Consider the following 16,871-nt stretch of genomic DNA (forward strand, 5'->3'; position numbering starts at 1 on the left):
CGATGGCGCGTTCGAGTTCTGCCGGCTTCGCGCAGAGCAGAACGTCTCCGCTTACCCATGCCCAGCCTCAGGCCATTCGCGCGCTCACCGAGCGGTCGTCGCGGCGGCGACCACTCGGTGAAGCCGAAGACCAGCCACGTGAGCACCGCTTGCGCAGGTGGTGTTCCTTCATTCTGACCGGCGCGGCAAAGTCCTGCAGCTCCTGAGCGCCCAGCCCTGGCGGGCCTGGAGAGGAAGCGAACTGGCCGCCATCCTCGGCATCGAGAACGTCAACGGCTTCCGCGGCCAACTATCCCAATGGTCCCACCAGGGCTACGTCAACAAGATCTACGGGCCATGCCCGCCACGACTCAAGCCTTAGTCAGCAGGCTCTCAGTCGTGGTGGTCCCAGCGGTTGCCGGCGCCGGGGGCACTTGGCCGCAGGTGCTCCCGCCCTCCGCAGAACCCAGCGACAGTGACGTTCTCGAACGAGCTCTCCGTGGATGCGTAGAGCCCGACACCGCCGCTGCGGACAACGGTGTCGCGGCCCTTCAGGACCTGAACGCCGTTCAACGTCACGGTGATGCGGTCGCCGTGAATCGCCGCACCCAGTCGCACGGGACCTGTCAACGGGTTGCTGATGGATGCCGTGGCCACTGTGACGGGACCCGACGCGTGAGCCTCGCGGATGATGCTCGCGTACTGGGTTCCGTTGCTCGTCTTGCCGACGTGGATCCGATATCCGTACGCGTCCGTGGTGTCTCGCAGCGAGATTCCTGCGTTACCGACGGATCCGTCGATCGTGACCGTGGTCTCCACGACATAGTCGCACGCCTCGGAGAAGCGCGCCGGCAGTGTCGAGTCGGCCAGTACGTGCGCCCGGCCACCGGCAGGCGTGAGGCGCAACTTGCCCGAGGCGACGGACACGGACCCTGTTATTCCTCGCCAACCGGCCTGATCGAGCCCTTCCCTGATCACGATGTTGTCGAAGGTCGCGGCCCGCCGATGCGTGAAGGCGGCGGCACCACCCGTCGGCAGCTGTCCGTCGTCCGCGGAGATCGACGTATCGCCGACTTTGGCGCTCAGATGCCTCCCGATGGCGGATACGACCAGCTTGTGCGGGACGTTGGCGCCGCTCGGCAGTGCGGTCTCCGCGAGAACCGTGGTCGTCGAGTTGTATATCTTCACGAGCTTCAGCGTCGCTCCCGACGTGGAGTTGAGCACTTCGGCCCGGTAGTAGTTGCGGGAATCGTGGTAGCGGAACGCGAGACCGGTACGGGCCGTCGTCTGGCCGCGTGCCCCGGGAACGATGTCCGCGGCCATGACCACGTCATCGGGTACGTCCTGCAGCGCCGCGAACGACACCATGTCCGCGGTCGAGGTCTGTGCCAGCTGCGTGTCCGGCTGTGCGCCGGTCAGCGCCCAGGTCCCCTGGACCGGCGTCCAGCCGCCGAAGGATCCGTTGAAGTCATGGACGGTGCGGTCCAGGCCGGCATCGTCGAACTCGTCGTCGAGCACGGGTGCCGGGGCAAAGTGTTCCTCGAGTGACACGGTGATGAGGTCGCCCGCGCGGGTGAAGGTGACCGGGGTGTCGTTCACCGTCACCGCGTTCGCGTTCGGCGCGTTGATGGAGAGCGTGCCGGTGAACGGGTCCCCAAGCGAGATCCGGGCGGTCGCGCCGCGCAGTTCCACACTGGCATCGGACACCGGCGCGGATGCGCTGATGACGGTGTTGCCTTGGTCGATCAGCGACGACCCTCTGGTCAGCGCGTACCTGGTGAGCCCGCCACCCGAAGCACGCTCGAGGTAGGCGGTCTCGGCGTTGGTCGTGGCGGCCCCGAACGCCCTCGACGAGGGAGTCGCCTCGCGCGAAAGGTAGAAGCGTCCGGTCGCGTCCGGCAGGGCGATCTCCATCGCCGTCGCCACGGAGTGACTCACCCCGGGCATGGCGATGCGCTTCGCCGTCACCGAGGGCGCCGCGCCGGCCCTGCCGGGAACCACGACCGTGTCCAGTCCCGTCGGCCCGGTGGAGGACCAGTCGTACGACAGGTAGTCGACGTCGGTGAGTACCTGCTCGCCGACGCGTACGGCGCCCTTCTTGTGGACCTTGGGGGTTACCGCGGCGCCGGCCGTCGCCACCGGGATGAGCTGCACGCCGGCGACGGGTGCGGCTCCGGGCACGGTGTCGAACCCGACCGTGGCGACCTTCGTCGTCCGATTGACGGTCACCGGATCACCGGGGAAGTGCCAGAGCTGCCGGTATTTGTGCGCGGCGGTGTCACCGGTGAGGTCGTCGGAGACCACCCAGAAGCCGGGCTTGACGAAGTAGACCGCGCGATCGTGCGCGACCGGCCGGTAGCCCATCGCCGCACCTCGGTAGATGTCGAGGCCCGCGTTCGAGCGCCACAGCGACGTTGTGCGGGGGACGCCGGCGGTCTGCGAGCGTCCGTCGACCTCGATGGTGTTGTGCGCTTCGGTGGTACGGCGCATCCAGTCGTTCGTCGGAGTCGCGCTGTAGTCCCCCACCCCGGGGTCGACGATCAGCGGACGCCCGTACGCCGCCATCACCAGGCTGAGGTCGTCCGGATGCCGATGCGAGGCGGTGTAACTGGAATTCTGGTTGTTGATCAGCATGTACCGGGCATCGGCGTCCCACCCGGAACGCTGAACCGCGAAGCTGATCGGAAACACCGTGGACGACAGCGTCGGGGCGGTCCCCTCCGTTCGGCCGGAGGCGACCCAGGTGAAATCGGGCCAGGAGTTGCGTACACCGCTCCTGCGAATGGCCGACGTACCCGCGTAGTTGTTCGGCGTGTCGCCGATCGCCGCGGGTTCGAGATTCGGCTGACGGGTCGCGAACAGCGAATCCGCGATCCAGTCGGCCCCCTGGACGAGCGAATCAGGAACGGTTCGCCCGTTGGCATCCGCGACTGCTATGACGGAGTTGAGCATATCCGCCACGTATGCCTGATAGTTGAACGCCGGCTCGCGGTACACACCGTCGCCCTTCACGTGCGCGCGCAGGAACCGCTCGGCCGAGCGCACCGCGAACCACTCCCAGCCAGACGATGACGAGAACTCGGGCAGAAACACGGCTGCCGCGTGGACGGAGCGGGCCATCGACATGTACCAGTTGTTTCCGACATGTATCTGCATCACGCCGGCGAGGTAGTCCGTCGTGGCGTGCACGCCGGACAGGTACGCCACGAGATCGCTCGCGTCGATGCCAGGATCGGTCCGGAACACGGAAAACGCGCCGACCAGCTGGGCGAGCCGCTTGGCTGCCGACAGGTTGCGGCCCTGCGGCCAGCTCTGATTGTCGGCGAAGAAGTCCAGCGAGATGTCCATCCACGCCGCCGCGTACGCCGCACGCTTCGCCGGGTCGCCCTCGGACACGTAGGCGTAGGTCAGTTTGGGCATGAACGTGAAGTCGCTCATCAAGGTCTGCGCGCTGCCCGGGGTGGTCTGCGTCCCGCCCCAGAGGTCCTGCCAGTCGATGTCGATCCGCTGCTCGGCGCTGTTGTAGAAGTCGCGGGTCTCGGCGCCGAACCGGAAGATCCCCGCCGCGAGCTCGTCGGGGCCCGAGTCGCCACCGCCCAGGCCCTCGGCCGGAGCCGGGTAGTGGACGTCGGCGCGGCCCGCGTAATACACCTTGAGCTCGCTCGCGGCGCCCTGTTCATCACCGGCGGCCAGCTTGGCCGCCACCGCGCCGAGCCCCGGGCGCGTCAGGTCGAGCAGCCCGCCGAGATCCGACATGTCGGCGACGGCGGCACTGCCCGGCGACAGAAACGCCGCCACCAGAGCCGGCACGACCGCCGCACGGACCCGACCACGCGTGTACCAACGTAACTTGCTCCGTCTCACCACTGTCCTCTCCCTGATGCCGTGAGAGTGTCAGCCGAGTCCAGCGCGTCAACCACCCGCCTGCTCCTCGAACTCGGCCTTGATCTTGTTGCCCACCCGGTCCATGAACTTCGTGATGGCCGGCTGCCACGCCGAGACGGGCTTGTTCCCCAGCTGGATCTCCAGCAGCACCGAGTCGAGTTCCTGCTGCTCGCTGGCAGCCTTGCTGGCGGCGGTCTCCGAGTACAGCCCGAGGGTCGGGTCCGCGACGGCGAGCGGGACGCCGGCGACCTGGTGGTCGTGCTGGTCCTGCACGGCCTGGCGGTTGCCCGGCTCGTAGATGACGGGCGCTGCCTCGGCGAGGTACCGCACCGGCAGGAATATCTGGCTGCGCCCGCCCTCGGTGAGGGTCGGGTCGGAGCCGTTGCGGTTGAACGTCTGGCCCTCGACGCCGTACCGGAGGGCCAGGTACTCGCTGCTGCCGAAGGGTGCGCACAACCAGTCGAGGACCTTGAGGATCTGCTTGATCCGGTCGGCGTTGTCGGTCTTGGCGATGGCGGTGAAGCTGGACAGGGTCGGACCGGGCGTGCGTACCTGCGTCCCTGTGCCGTCGCGGGTGGGCGAGAGCATGCCGGTCAGGCGGAAGTCGGGGACGTCTTTCGCCTGGCCGTAAAACTTGCCCCACCCGGCGTACCCGCCGATGGTGAACGAGGTCGTGCCGGCCAGCATCCACCCGTTGCGCTTGGTGTTGGGCGCGCCCGCGTGGTCGGGATGCATCACCCCCGACTTCACCAGCTCGACGGTGTCCTCGAGGGCCTGCGTGAACTGCGGTGTCGTCCCGGAGTGGGTGAAGACGCCACCTTCGACCTGCCAGGCGCCGGCGCCGCCGGGCCAGTTGCCGGTGATCCCGTTCATCTCAAGGATCGTGGTGAACGGGATCTGCCCGAACGCCCACCGACCGGCCCGCTCGTCGGTCAGCGCGCCCGCCATCTGCTTGAACTCGTCCCACGACTTGGGCTGGAGGCCAAGTCCTGCCTTGGCCAGCAGGTCGGCCCGGGTGTACAGCACAGTGCCGATCCGCGCCCGCGGCACGGGGATGCCCCAGATCCGCCCGTCGTAGACGGTGCCGCGCCAGGCATCGGTGGGCAGGGCGGCGAGGTTCGGATAGGCGAGGACCGCGTCCCCGGACAGGTACTCGGTGAGGTCGGTGAACGTCGCCTTCAGCATGGCCGGCATCTGCTGGACAACGCCCTGGACAGCCACTATGTCGGGCAGATCGCCACCGGCGATGGTCGTGGCGACCTTGCTCTTGTAGTCCGCCGAGGCGACGTACGTGATCTTCAGTTCGGTGCCGACTTTGTCGTTGAGGTTCTGCCAGTAGGGGTTCGAGCCGAGCGCGGGGGCGATCGGGTCGTAGGTGTACGTCAGTGCCGTGACGGCTTCGCCCCGCACCGGTTGTGATGCGGCGCTGGAGGTGGCCGGGTAGGTGAAGTATCCCGGCGACACCCCGGCCGGCTCGGCGGCCAGGTCGGGCGTGACCGCGGTGACGGGCTTGTAGGTGGGCAGCTTGAGCGACCCGGTCGAGATGTTCGGCGAACTCGGGCTGCCGTCGCCGCAGGCCCCGAGCAGCGGGGCCAGCCCCGTTGCCGCGCCGAGTGCCAGGACGTGGCGGCGGCTGAAGGTGGGTGCCACGACGTCTCCTTTCCACATCGTGTGGACGACCGGTCAGCCCTTGACGGCGCCGACCATGAGTCCCTTGGCGAAGTGCTTCTGGATGAAGGGGTAGATGAACAGGATGGGCAGGACGGAGATGACAAGAATCGCCATCTGGATGGAGATTTGTGGTGGCAGGTTCTCCAGGTTCGAGCTGAGCTGGTCGGACCCGATCGGGGTGTTGTTGACGACGTAGGTGCGCAGCACCAGTTGCAGCGGCCACTTTTCCGACGACTGGAGGTACAACATCGCGGAGAAGAAGGCGTTCCAGTACGCCACTGCGTAGAACAGCCCGATCACGGCGACGACCGCCTTCGACAGTGGCAGGACGATCCGCAGCAGGATGCGCGTCTCCCCGGCACCGTCTATATAGGCGCTTTCCCGCAGCTCGCCTGGGATTCCCTGGAAGAACGCGCGCATGACGATGACGTTGAACGCGTTCACCAGCACCGGCAGGATCAGTGCCAGGTAGTTGTCCAGCAGGCCGAGCTGTTTGACCGTCAGGTACATCGGGATGATGCCCGGGTTGAACAGCAGGGTGAACACCGTCATCAGCAGGATCGGCTTGTGCAGCAACGAACCTGGCCGCGACAGCGCGTACGCCAGAGCGATCGTGGAGACGAGGCTGAGTGCCGTGCCGACCGCGGTGATGCCGGCGCTCACCAGCAGCGCGCGGGTGACGATTCCTCCGGACAGGACGGCCCGGTAGGAGTCCAGCGTCGGTTCGTTCGTCCACAGCACGAAGCCGCCCGCCCTGTTGATCTCCTCCGGGGAGGCGATGCTGGTGATGAGCACCGCCCAGAACGGCACCAGAACCGCCAGGCAGCCCAGGCCGAGCACGAGTCCCCGCGCACCGAACCCCAGCTTGCTGGGCTCGCCCATCCAGACCGGACGCTGGCTGCGGCCCGAGCGTGGCCGCCGCGGCCCTGCGCCCGCGGCGGGGCGCGCCACGGACACCGCGGTCGGCACAGGTCGGCTCGTCACTTGGCGTACACCCCCTGCTCGCCCAGGGCGTGGGCCAACCGGTTGGCGCCGAGCACGAGCGCGACGCCGACCATGCCTTTGATCAGCCCCACCGCGGCCGCGGTGCCCCAGTCGCCGCCGACGATCCCGTGGTTGTAGACGTAGGTGTCGAGTACTTCGCCGGCACCGGCGCCGACCTGTGCCTGCTGCAGGATGATCTGCTCGAACCCGACGGACAGCGAGTCACCGAGCCGCAGAATCAGCAGCAGGACGATCACCGGGCGGATGTAGGGCAGGGTCACGTGCCACAGGCGGCGAGCTGCCGAGGCGCCGTCCACCACCGCGGCCTCCATCTGCGCCGGATCCACTCTGGACAGCGCGGCGAGGAAGATGATTGTCGACCAGCCGGTGTCCTTCCAGATCACCTGTGATGTGATCATGAGTTTGAACAACTCGGGCACGCCGACGATGTGGAACGTGGACAGGTCGGCCGAGCGCAGCCAGGCGTTGAGCATCCCGCCGTTGCCGAACATCTGCTGGAACAGGGCGACCACGATGACCCAGGACAGGAAGTGCGGCATGTAGAGGATCGACTGGGTGAGGCGTTTGAGCCGTTCGCTGATGGTCGCGTTCAGGATCAACGCGAGGCAGATCGGCAGCGGGAACACGAAGACCACCTGGATCAGCGTGATGATCAGTGTGTTGACGAGCGCGTTGAGGAACACCGGGTCGCCGGTGAGCACCGGCTCGAAGTTGTCCAGCCCGACGTACGGGCTGTGCCAGATTCCGAGGAACGGCTGGAAGTCCTGGAACGCGATGATGTTCCCGCCGAGCGGCAGATAGTGGAACAGCAGCAGCGCCGTGACCCCGGGAAGCGCCAGCAGCAGCAGGACCCGGTCGCGCCGCCAGCGGTCGCGCAGGCTACGCATCGCCGGTCTCCACCGGTGCGGGCACGCCGATGGGCCGGCCCGCGACGCAGGCTCGCACCGCCGCGCGCAGCCGGTCGTCGGCATTGGCCGCGACCCTCCTGCTCCGGGCGACCGCGGGCGCCGGGTCGGTGGCGATGTCGGTGACCGCCGCGACGACCGTCGCCGCGGCACGATGGTCGAGCTCGATCACCAGGTCTGGGGCGCCGAGGTCGGCGAACATCTGAGATTTCGTGGTCTCGGTCGGCTGCCGAAGGTAGACGGTCGGGATCGCATGTCGTGCGGCCAGGATCGGCGAATGACACTCCATGCTGACCACCAGCGACGAGACGGCGTAGACCCCGGTCGCCTCCTCCAGCGGCCAGTACCGGTCCAGGAGCCGGACCTGACCGAGCGTCTGTGGACTGAGCAGGCCGGGAAGCTGCTCGTGAGCGAGCTCTACGGCATAGCTCATCTCGGGCACCACGACGGCCGGCAGGCCGCTGACGCGTACCCAGGTCTCGATCGCCGCCGCCAGCACCGCCAGGTCGTGCGTCACGGTGGCTCGGTTGACCGCGTCGCGCCGCATCTGCTCGCGGGTCGGTTCCGTGCCGTAGATCTTCGCATAGGGGGCGTAGCGCAGCCGCGGAACAAAGCAGGCGAACCGACCGGGCTGCAGGCCGAAACCCTCCAGCAGGCGAGCGGCAGCGACGGCGTCAGTGTGGTCGAACGTGAACGTGCCATCCGGCCCGAAGGCGAGGTCGGGCCCGGTTATCTTCTGGCCGCGCAGGGTGGCCAGAGTCAGCGTTTCGCGGCAGTACACGAAGTCGGCGTTGTCGAAACGGTCCTTGACGTCGTCTTCGAGATAGGACGGTGGGAGCAGATCGACCATCTGTGCCAGCTCCGGCAGCGTCGCCATGGTCGGTGGGCACAGCGGATCCACGGTGACCCCGAAGTACCCGTACGGGCGGCCCACGTGCTCGCGCCACCAATCGATCTCGGCGCTCTGGAAGGCGTCGGCGCCCGATCCGTGCACCAGGACGTCCGCGCCGTCGATGGCGGCGGCCAACTCCGGGGTGCTCGGCCCGTCCCCGCCGAGAGTGCCGTCGACGACGCGCAGGTCGGGAAACGCGTGCCGCAGCATGGATCGTTCGCGCTCCTCCAGCCGCACCGGCCAGAGGATGACCTCGGCCTCGGGGGCGAACCGCTGAAACGCCCGTACCACGCCAGGAGAGTGAGCCACGTCGCCGATGTTCACCGTCGCCCAGGAGGACCGCAGGAGGACGGTGCGACGTGTCGATGTCATAGATACTCCTTGTTGACGTAACGTTAATTCAAAATAGGGATGGTGAGACGTTACGTCAAGAACCGAGTAGGCTTTTGCCATGGCAACGCAACGTGACGTCGCACGGGCGGCTGGGGTGTCACTCGCCGTGGTGTCGGCAGTGGTCAACGGCACGAGCCACACCCGGATGAAGGAATCCACCCGCACCCGGGTGCTCCAGGCGATGCAGCAACTGGGCTACCAGCCGAACCAGACGGCGCGCTCGCTGCGGCTCAACCAGACCGACATGATCGCGATGATCCTCAACAAGCTCGACAACCCGGTCTACGGACCGCTGCGGTACGGGGTCTACGAGGCGGCGGCGGAGCACGGCGCGACGGTCCTGCTGGGCGATGCCGAGACGATGCGCTCCGGCAGCCAGTTCCTGACCCGGCTGCTCAGCCAGGGCACGGTCGATGGCATCCTGATCCGCGGCGAAGGGCTGCTGGACGACGACGTGATGGCCGAACTCAGCTCCCACCCCAAGCCGATCCTCATCCTGGAACATGCACTGGACCATCCCTGGATCGACATAGACGATCGCCGCGCAGGCGAGATCGCTACCCGGTTCCTGGTCAACCTCCACCACCGCCACATCGTCTTCGTCGGGGGTTCCGGATACATCTCCCAGCAGCGCTACCTGGGCTACCAGCAGGCGATGGACGCCGCCGGGCTGACACCGGCCCCACACCTGGCGACCGGGTTCGGTGAGCAGGCCGGCGCCGACGGGCTCCGGCAGGCCATGCAGGCGACGACCGCGCCGACCGCCATCGTCGTCAACAACATCATGAGCGCGGTCGGGGTCCTGGCCGCCGCACGCGACCTCGGCATCACCATCCCCGACCAGCTGTCGGTGGTCGGCATCCACGACGTCGACCTGATGCAGCACCTGCGCCCGGCCGTCACCGCAGTCCGGATGCCCATGTACCAACTCGGCCGGGCCGGCGTCGAGGCGCTTTACGACCTGATCGCGAGGCGGCCAAGCGCAGGCGGTGTCATCACCGACCCCGAACCCGAACTGGTGATCCGTGACTCAGCGACTGCGCGCGTCCCGCCCGGATGAGAGGCGCTCACTAGGAGCCCGGACGTGAGAATGCAAGTGCTCGATGATGGCCAGACCAAAAGATTCCGTGACGGGACGCTCCAAGCATCGGGCCATCGCGTTGGGGATTCTCGTCGCTGACTGCGACAGATCAGTTCGTCCCTTGGCGGACGTCCGTCCCGTGTTCGGCGAATGCCTTGAAGTCCTGCATGTGCTGTCGCGACTGCTTGCGGAAGGAGCCGGGCATCAAAAGCCCCACCAGCCGCATCAGCAACCCGTCGAACCGAAACTCACTCTCGCTCTCCCACAGCGTCGTGTCCGGACCGGCTTCGAACAGCCGGTCGCGCTGGGCCTGCCACATGCCCTCGGCGTCAATCTCGCGTTCGTAGTGCACGACGACCGAGCTGGGCACTGCATGCAGGTCCGCGGGCTCCAGGCGCGTGATGGTCTCGGTGGCCTCCATCCGCTGCTTGCCCATCTGGAACACAACGCGCGAGGTGGTGCCGACCTGGCCATGCGCCCCGGTCACCGGCTCGTGCAGCACCAGGCCCCGCAGCCACTTCGGCGTCTGCGCGGGGTCCGCGATCAGCTGGAGCACCTCGTCGCGAGGCAGCGCGATCTCGATCGAGGTGGTGTACTTCATCGCGCGTCCCCGGTGGGCAGGTAGAACGCGGTAGTGGCCTCGACCGCGGCCGCGACGTGGTCCGGTTCGCCGCCGCCGGCCAGGTGGGCCTCGCCCCAGGCGGCGGCGCTGCGCCGGCTGAACTCGTGTCCGGCGGGCGATGCCCGGAACTCCTCGTGGTCAAGAACCTCGCCGTCGCCCAGGAACCTGGCGAGGGTGAGGAGGTGCAGGTCCCAGCCGACGCCGCCGGCACCGGGGCCGTAGGTGGGAAACATGGGCTCTCCGACGGCCGCGGCGTGGACCAGCTCGAACTCGGTGTCCCCGGCCGAGCCAGGAGACAGGCGCACCTCGACCTCGCTCGTGCCTGGCCACTCGTCGGCCCCGGGCCCGAACATCCAGGACACCCGCAGCAGGCGCGGCGGCTCGCAACGGAGGATCTCACCGTGCTCGCCGCCGTCCAGCTCGAATGCCCCGCCAAGGCGCAGGTCGCCGGTGACCGGCTTCATCCAGCGGCTCAGTCGCTCAGGGCTGGTGATGGCGTCCCACACGTCGTCGAGGTGCGCGTCGTAGCGACGCCTCAGCTCCATGGTGTAGGCCTCACCGGCGGGCAGGCTCGCCGTGCCCATCTTCCGGCGGGCGGCGGCCAGTTCGTCGAGTACATCCTTCATCGTCATGCTCCGTCCGTTAGGGAATTCCTCGTGCCTACGCTTCTTCGCCGGGCCTGGGCGGCTGGCCGGGCTCGTCGTCGGCGGGCTTCCGGGTAGCACGCCTGCCCCGGGCGAGCTCAGTCTCCAGTGCGTCGAGTCGCTGGTCCCAGAACCTGCGAAACCGGTCCAACCACGCGTCAACCTCGCTCAGCGGCCCGGCCTCTACGGCGTAGAACCGGCGAGCCCCCTCAGCCCGGACCGACGCGAACCCGTTCTCACGCAGAACGCGCAGATGCTGCGAGACAGCCGGCTGAGACAGTGCGAACTCGGCCCGGATCACGTCTGTGATCGCGCCAGAGGTCTGCTCACCGTCGGCGAGCAGTTCCAGAATGCGCCGGCGCACCGGGTCGCCGAGGATGTCGAACGCGTGCACGACCCAGGATCATACCAGGAATAACTTATATAAGTCAGCGCTGGCACTTTCGGCGTCACCCCTGGTGTCGAAGCCCATCGACATCCGATTCGCACCATCGATGCCGGTGTCGAACGAGACCGACATCCGGTGTCAGCTGAGACCGCCGTAATCACGCGAGAGAGCTGTCTCCGATCCGCACGCGCAGTGCTGCTGCGTCGACGCAGGACGCATGAGGATCAAGCAGCGACGATTCAGCAGGTATCGCATACCCCTGCTATTGAGCAGTGGCCGGTCTGGGGTGACGTGGGCCAGGGCCTGCCGACCCAGCCCCTGTCCATCAGTTCCAAGCCTTCACAGGCTTCTCAGCGAGCACAAGGCCGAACAACACACCGAAGCGACGCTGCTGTACCTCAAGACGCGACGTGAGGACATCGTCGGTCATGAGAGGCGAGCCGAGCGACGCGTCGCCGGGATCATCGAGGACCGCCCTGGCCGAAACCGTGCATGGGGTCGTGGGCAAGCATTGGGCGTGAACGCCCGCAAACGATCAGTTAGAGCCGTAGACGGCCGGACGCATGAAGAGAGCCCATGATCAGCGTTACCGCAGGTCAGTGGCTCTCTTGTGCTGGTCGAGTGAAGCGCGCCCTGCAGGATTCGAACCTGCGACCGTCGGATTAGAAGTGGATCGCTGTTTCTTCGCCAGGCGGCATGCTGACCTGCGACTGACGTTCCTGTTTCCTCCTGCGAGACAGGTAGCGTTCCGCGCATGTTCCGGACCACACGACCGCGGTGCATGGTCAGAAAGTTGTCGTCCGACCCGCGCCTCGATATCCAGTGGGCCGGGGCTGAGGAACGAAGCCCCGGACCTTCGATCGCCCCCAACACCCTACGGCGATCAGCCACAATCAGGCGATCGGGAGGCCAGCACTGCTACGGCGGCGTCCAAATCTGGGCCATAGCAGCTAGGAGGCTAATCGTCTCAGGGCGTTCAACCTGGACCACTATGGCGGAACGGAGGCTTGAAACGTGGTGGCACGGCGGGGAACTGCAACCCATATAGTGCGGGCTAGCGTGCGTTTCACCGCTTGAACATCTCATCTGCCGTCGACCCGCCTGTCCGAAAGCAGGTGCGGGCTCGTCCCGGGTCGATGGCTGGCCCACGATCAACATCCCGGCCCAACCGGGATGGAGTTCAGACTGGAAACAACAACCATCCGGCATCAGAGCGCCTCCGCCAGAAGCATCGCTTGCGACCCGGAAACTAATCGATCTCAATCGTCCTTCAAAAGATCATTAATCGGACGCCAATGAGGTTACGCAGGACTCGTGGGCCAGACGAGAGATTGTTTCCACACATGTCGAATCTCTCAGCACTGTACAGGCCAGCAGCTAGGAGCCCTCATCTCGACTGGTGGAGGAGCGGAACGCAGAAGCCGCCCTTCGCTTGGCGGCAAAGGCGCTGGAACGCGTGCTGCCACAGCGCGTCCATATATGTGCGTGTCGCAACAATGAAGCTGAGACGATCGTCCGCGCAAGGTAGCGACCCCTAGAACTGTCGTACCAGCGTGATAGTTTTGCTGTATGACGCGAGACGAAAAGGAAAACATGCCCACCCAGCACGAAGTTGCACAATACTGGCATTGTCGCGACCTCCCGGGAAGTGAGTACATACCGCTTAGCGACCTCAGCAGCCCTATGTGCTTCGCTTGCGGACGACCCGGCAACCAATCGCGCGACTCGATCTTGACAATGAAATCCAGGGAGTACGGCCTACGAATGGCCTACGTTGTCCCTCCAAGCCTCGGCGGCTCAAATGCCGCGTGGAACATTGTTCTACTTTGCGACTCCTGCTACAAAGAGCATCCTATTACTGCGTACGCAGACAGGTTTTGGCGCTGGCTCCTAGATCACCCGGAGGCCGATACAGAGAAGCACAATAGCCTTGCCGAAGGTGATATAGATTGGTCAACCTATAGGGGACGCCACCGAAAAGGCGTAAACGCACTGGCCCTGCTTGCATCGGACGACTTGGAGTTCCTATACAAGCTTATCGAAAGTACCGACGCTGATTATTTATTGGTCTCAATGCGAAGGGCGCGACGACGACTGGAAGACCGTTTAGCAGGAGAGGGTGTGGAGCTTTCATCGCAAGATCTTGCGATTATCCTACAAGAAGTTGTCTCCTACGAGCGGCGTAGAGCTGGCAACAGCGATGAGCCGCATCAAGGCACGGCTGCCAGTGACGTATAGCGTAGATTGCGGACGAATCGAGACTGGAGAAAACCTATGGACTGTGCCAGGCTATGGACATGGCGACTGCTGATTCTATACTTACTGGCATCTTCGCTCTTGCTGGCGTAACACTCCAGCAAGTAATCTCTACGACAGTATCCATGCTGAACCGGCGCCGTGACGAAGAGAAGGAGAACCGGGCGGAGCGGCGCGCCCTATATGGGCGAGTCATCAGTCAAGGCAGGCGGGTTCAAAGACTACTAAAAGATTCGACAGCCGACACGAATGAGGAGCTCGAGAAAAAACTAGATGCTGAGCTCGATCGTTTCGCCGAACTGAATGCAGAGCTTCGCTTGATAGCGCCGGCGGCAGTTGCGAAGGTTGTGCTGGAGTTAGAAGATGAGATGAGAGACAGGGCCGATTCAATGGAGAAGCGGAAGTCTGGTCCCCTGCCGTTAGGTCCCATCGTCGATGTTCTACGCAGAGACCTCCATATTGCGGAGGAGTAGTACTCTTGCGATCACTCATGAATCTCTATTGAGAGGCCAAGCTCATCCACTAGTGTTTGGAGGAGCCTGCGTGGAAGCCCAGCCTGCTTCCATTGCTCAATAAGGAGATGAGGGGCAGCCTCAAGTCTTTCCAATAGCACAAGGCTTTCCGCCTGCCCAAAGAGAGCGTACGTAGGTTCGGAAGCAACACCACTTTTTGGCCCCATTCTTTCATATATATACTTAAGCTTGTTCCGATTCTCTTGTACGTATCGCTTAAGTCTGTCGGGATACGTCGATCGATCTGCGTCGGGTATAGTGGATATAATCCTGCTCAAGATGTAGACTGAGAAGTCTCTTCTGGAAGTGGAGTGTGCGAGAGACAAGTATTCATTTTCTGCTGCCTCAATTATATCCGTCAGTTCGTATCCTTCGATGCTAGTCATAGCATCTAGGACTCTTTGAACTTCCTCATCGAAAATTTCGACCAGTGCTACTAGACGGTAAATAGCACGTTTATGGTCCTCCGGCAATTCAAGCGCCGGCTTGTATAGAAGACTGTGAGATACCACTGACCATGCGTCCTGTGCCACGGTGCGTATCTGCACTTCGCACTGAACTTCTTCAGAGTCTCCCTCTTCTAGCGGAGCGGCGACCTGCAGATGGACGCCGCTATAAGTTAGCTTGTCCGGGCTCTCCGTCTGTCGTTTGTCGTCGATATGAAGCACTTCGATATCCCCTGAGTTCTTTAGAGCCTCTTTGAGATCGTCGACATGGCGGTGCCGCTCGACTACTACTCGAACCCCGGCTTTGTCTGTCATCATCGACCAGGGGTCAGCATACTGCTTGATGATCGCCTTTTTCTGGAAGCTTGCGGGATCTTTTGCTCGACCGCTTATGCGACACTTTATATCAGCTCCCCCGGCGACCTTCTCGATGATTTCCTTGACGTCTTGTACCGCCTTTTCATAGCGGGATTGGAGGGCAGCATACTTTTCGAGCGCTGCATCAATGTCCATCCCCGGCCACCTCCCGAGCAATTAAGGGGAGTACTTGCCTGATCCGGATATCTTCTTGAACTCATCAAGAACGCGTATCTCGGTACCGCCTTCCGGCCTGTCATAAATCGTAATCCTGCCATCGTCTAGCGCGTCCGGCGGCGCCATTATCAGAACGTCCCCCTTTGTATCTATTCGCACTTTACGGAGATTTGCCCGCACGAGATCGATTGATTTATCGATCTGCCTGAGGGGCACGCTCTCGCTCTGCATCTGTGAGCGAAACGCATCTCGGTCCTCAACCAAGAGATGGTCTTGAGCGAACGAGTCGACCGACAGAGTCGTTTTGTTGCTGCGCATCTCCGACAAGAGGGCAACTAGATACGCAGTTTTCTTCTCGCTATCCTTTAGGCTATTAATCCACCTCTGCGCCCCTTCGTAGAACCTCTGGGTGACTACCTCAGGTCGTTCGACCAGCCTGCAGCCGAGGTATGTATTCAGGAAATACCGTGCGATTTCGGAGCCGGCGGCCTGACTGTCGGCAACCATGCCTCGAAAGTTGGTGTCATTGACATCCGCTGAGGAGAAGAGAGCTACCTTATAGACTTTGCTGGCGCTGGTGAACAGTAGATCACGAAGGAACTCTACAGTGAACGTTGTCTGCCCCTGATCTGTGGTTATCTCTTGAGCCCTAATTCCCTCTTCGTGCTCGACTTTCGCTATCACGATAGCAGGGCATCCACTTACCTCGACATCTGCGACTATAAGGATGCCGGGAGAGCTGATAGCGGGCTGTGTCGCTTGGAGCTTTCTGGCGAGTGCCTGTGACTGCTTAACTAGATCTGCATGTTGGTCGCTGAGGTGCTTGCGAATGATTTCCGGCACTTCCGAGACTCCTGCTTCCTCTTCGACCAGCCGGGCTCTGCGGTTCAGTGCGTCTTTCATTCGGCGCTCGACATAAAGCTTGTCGCGCTCACTCAAAGGTGTCGGCCTGTGACTCAGTATTGCCTCGGTTGATTCTCCTCCTTTTTGAGATATCTGATGGAGAATAACTTGCTTGATTTCGAAGGATGCTATGGCCATCAGCCGCCCCCGTGCCTCTCGTTGTGCTTGCCCTTCGCCAGCCGATACTGAGACGCCTATGAGTGGAACGATCCTTTTGGAGCTTAAGGGCTTCCTCGGGTCACGTCGAGAGTGTTGCTTTGGATCGTGCCGCTATTGAGATAGCGCGCATAGTTGAAACGGACACACATCGCCATGTCGGGCGCATCTTCCTCGAACACGGTGTCGATCGAACTGGACAACTCTCGGTCTGACGCTGGTCGTATGCAGCATAGGTGTGCAGTTGTTTCCTTCGAGGTTTAAGATTGGAGTACTGCAGTCGTCAAGAGAGGGCTGCACCAAGGTTTGTCCCTGAGGCCTGATCGGTTGATGTTGGTAGGCCCGGCCCGAGCACGGCCGCACGGGAGAACGGCCCCCAGGCCGCACGCGCAGCGTGCGGCCGAGCGCAGGGCAGGGTGGCGGCGCGCAGCGCCGCCCTTGATCCTCAAGAGATTAATTCGGCAAGTTCTCCCTGTCCTGTCCCGTGACATGCTTGACACTCGAGTCCCAGGACATGCTTGACACCGGTGCCGTGTTCGGGTTTCTCCTGATGCGTCGTTTGTGGGTGGCGCGTTTCGGGGGAGCCGGGAATGGTCCTG

General features: G+C 63.9%; 12 protein-coding genes. 2 read left to right on the forward strand and 10 right to left on the reverse strand.

Annotated features, from left to right (window positions below):
• Positions 1 to 372: 372 nt before the first annotated feature.
• The 5 genes from ABGB14_RS49185 to ABGB14_RS49205 form a co-directional block, all read right to left on the reverse strand.
• Positions 373 to 3,789, reverse strand: a complete 3,417-nt coding sequence (locus tag ABGB14_RS49185) for an alginate lyase family protein (RefSeq protein ID WP_347650801.1) — start codon at positions 3,787 to 3,789, stop codon at positions 373 to 375.
• 102 nt (positions 3,790 to 3,891) lie between these two features.
• A complete protein-coding gene (locus tag ABGB14_RS49190) occupies positions 3,892 to 5,514 on the reverse strand; it encodes an extracellular solute-binding protein (RefSeq protein ID WP_347650803.1) in 1,623 nt (540 codons plus the stop codon).
• A 33-nt stretch (positions 5,515 to 5,547) separates the two neighbouring features.
• Positions 5,548 to 6,519, reverse strand: a complete 972-nt coding sequence (locus ABGB14_RS49195; protein WP_347650804.1) for a carbohydrate ABC transporter permease — start codon at positions 6,517 to 6,519, stop codon at positions 5,548 to 5,550.
• On the reverse strand, positions 6,516 to 7,427 hold the full coding sequence (locus ABGB14_RS49200) for an ABC transporter permease subunit (protein WP_347650805.1): 912 nt from the start codon (positions 7,425 to 7,427) through the stop codon (positions 6,516 to 6,518). Before ABGB14_RS49200 ends, ABGB14_RS49195 begins: the two co-directional genes overlap by 4 nt.
• A complete protein-coding gene (locus ABGB14_RS49205; protein ID WP_347650806.1) occupies positions 7,420 to 8,709 on the reverse strand; it encodes a polysaccharide pyruvyl transferase family protein in 1,290 nt (429 codons plus the stop codon). The genes ABGB14_RS49200 and ABGB14_RS49205 overlap by 8 nt, the downstream gene beginning before the upstream one ends.
• A gap of 79 nt (positions 8,710 to 8,788) precedes the next feature.
• Here ABGB14_RS49205 and ABGB14_RS49210 point away from each other — a divergent pair, with 79 nt between their 5' ends.
• Positions 8,789 to 9,790 carry a LacI family DNA-binding transcriptional regulator gene (locus ABGB14_RS49210; protein WP_347650807.1) on the forward strand — a complete coding sequence of 334 codons (1,002 nt, stop codon included), beginning with the start codon at positions 8,789 to 8,791 and terminating at the stop codon, positions 9,788 to 9,790.
• A 130-nt stretch (positions 9,791 to 9,920) separates the two neighbouring features.
• Here ABGB14_RS49210 and ABGB14_RS49215 read toward each other — a convergent pair whose 3' ends face one another.
• From ABGB14_RS49215 to ABGB14_RS49225, 3 genes are read right to left on the reverse strand one after another with little or no spacing between them, the layout of a single operon-like run.
• On the reverse strand, positions 9,921 to 10,412 hold the full coding sequence (locus tag ABGB14_RS49215; protein ID WP_347650808.1) for an SRPBCC family protein: 492 nt from the start codon (positions 10,410 to 10,412) through the stop codon (positions 9,921 to 9,923).
• Positions 10,409 to 11,059, reverse strand: coding sequence for an SRPBCC domain-containing protein (locus tag ABGB14_RS49220; RefSeq protein WP_347650809.1), 651 nt, complete (start codon positions 11,057 to 11,059; stop codon positions 10,409 to 10,411). The genes ABGB14_RS49215 and ABGB14_RS49220 overlap by 4 nt, the downstream gene beginning before the upstream one ends.
• 34 nt (positions 11,060 to 11,093) lie before the next feature.
• Positions 11,094 to 11,471 (reverse strand): metalloregulator ArsR/SmtB family transcription factor, encoded by a 378-nt coding sequence (locus ABGB14_RS49225; protein ID WP_347650810.1) that lies wholly within the window; start codon positions 11,469 to 11,471, stop codon positions 11,094 to 11,096.
• 2,291 nt (positions 11,472 to 13,762) lie between these two features.
• Here ABGB14_RS49225 and ABGB14_RS49230 point away from each other — a divergent pair.
• Positions 13,763 to 14,194: a hypothetical protein gene (locus ABGB14_RS49230; protein WP_347650811.1), complete on the forward strand. Its 432-nt coding sequence runs from the start codon at positions 13,763 to 13,765 to the stop codon at positions 14,192 to 14,194.
• A gap of 11 nt (positions 14,195 to 14,205) precedes the next feature.
• Here the strand turns inward: ABGB14_RS49230 and ABGB14_RS49235 are convergent, their stop codons facing one another.
• Together ABGB14_RS49235 and ABGB14_RS49240 are read right to left on the reverse strand one after the other, a co-directional pair.
• Complete coding sequence (locus ABGB14_RS49235) at positions 14,206 to 15,192, reverse strand: hypothetical protein (protein ID WP_347650812.1); 987 nt, start codon at positions 15,190 to 15,192, stop codon at positions 14,206 to 14,208.
• Between the two features lie 21 nt (positions 15,193 to 15,213).
• Entirely contained in the window at positions 15,214 to 16,254 is a 1,041-nt protein-coding gene (locus tag ABGB14_RS49240; protein WP_347650813.1) for a nucleoid-associated protein, read from the reverse strand.
• Positions 16,255 to 16,871 lie beyond the last annotated feature (617 nt).

The sequence above is a fragment of the Nonomuraea sp. B10E15 genome (assembly GCF_039871615.1).
Classification (GTDB): domain Bacteria; phylum Actinomycetota; class Actinomycetes; order Streptosporangiales; family Streptosporangiaceae; genus Nonomuraea.